Below are 540 nucleotides of genomic sequence, written 5' to 3'. Positions count from 1 at the left end.
CGCTCGCTCGCTTTTTAGATAAAGACACCATTGTTTATAGCGCATGCGAGGATAAAAACGATGAGCATTACACAGCCTTAAAAAACATGCAAGAAGAATTAAAAACCTTTAAAAAACCAGACAAAACGCCCTATAAACTCATCCCCCTAGAAATCCCCAAAGCCATTTTTGATGAAAACCAACAACGCTTGCCGGCGACTTATGTGAATTTTTTATTGTGCAATGACGCTCTTATTGTGCCCACCTACAACGACCCTAAAGACGCGCTCATTTTAGAAACCTTAAAACAACACACGCCCTTAGAAGTGATAGGGGTTGATTGCAATACTTTAATCAAACAGCATGGAAGCTTGCATTGTGTAACGATGCAACTTTATTGAATAAAATCACGCTTTTTGGCGTGGTTCAAGGCGTGGGCATGCGCCCTTTTATTTATACCCTAGCTCAAAAATTAGAGCTTGTAGGCTTTGTGCGTAACACCCAAGCGGCTTTAGAAATCATCTTACCCGCTCATCAAACAGAGTCTTTTTTAAACGCCCT

Annotated in this window: 2 protein-coding genes; both read left to right on the top strand. The window is 40.9% G+C overall.

All coding sequences use genetic code 11. From position 1 onward, the window contains the following. The coding region (locus IEY73_RS34875) for an agmatine deiminase family protein (RefSeq protein ID WP_189083265.1) at positions 1-380 on the top strand (380 nt) is incomplete at its 5' end. Further along, a partial coding sequence (locus IEY73_RS34870) for an acylphosphatase (RefSeq protein WP_505744164.1) occupies positions 320-540 on the top strand: 221 nt, incomplete at its 3' end. The genes IEY73_RS34875 and IEY73_RS34870, both read left to right, overlap by 61 nt.

Origin of the sequence: Mangrovihabitans endophyticus, from assembly GCF_014646155.1 — a bacterium.
GTDB lineage: Bacteria > Actinomycetota > Actinomycetes > Mycobacteriales > Micromonosporaceae > Actinoplanes > Actinoplanes endophyticus.
Note: the sequence above shows the minus strand (reverse complement) of the source record. Positions and strands in the feature narration are given on the sequence as shown.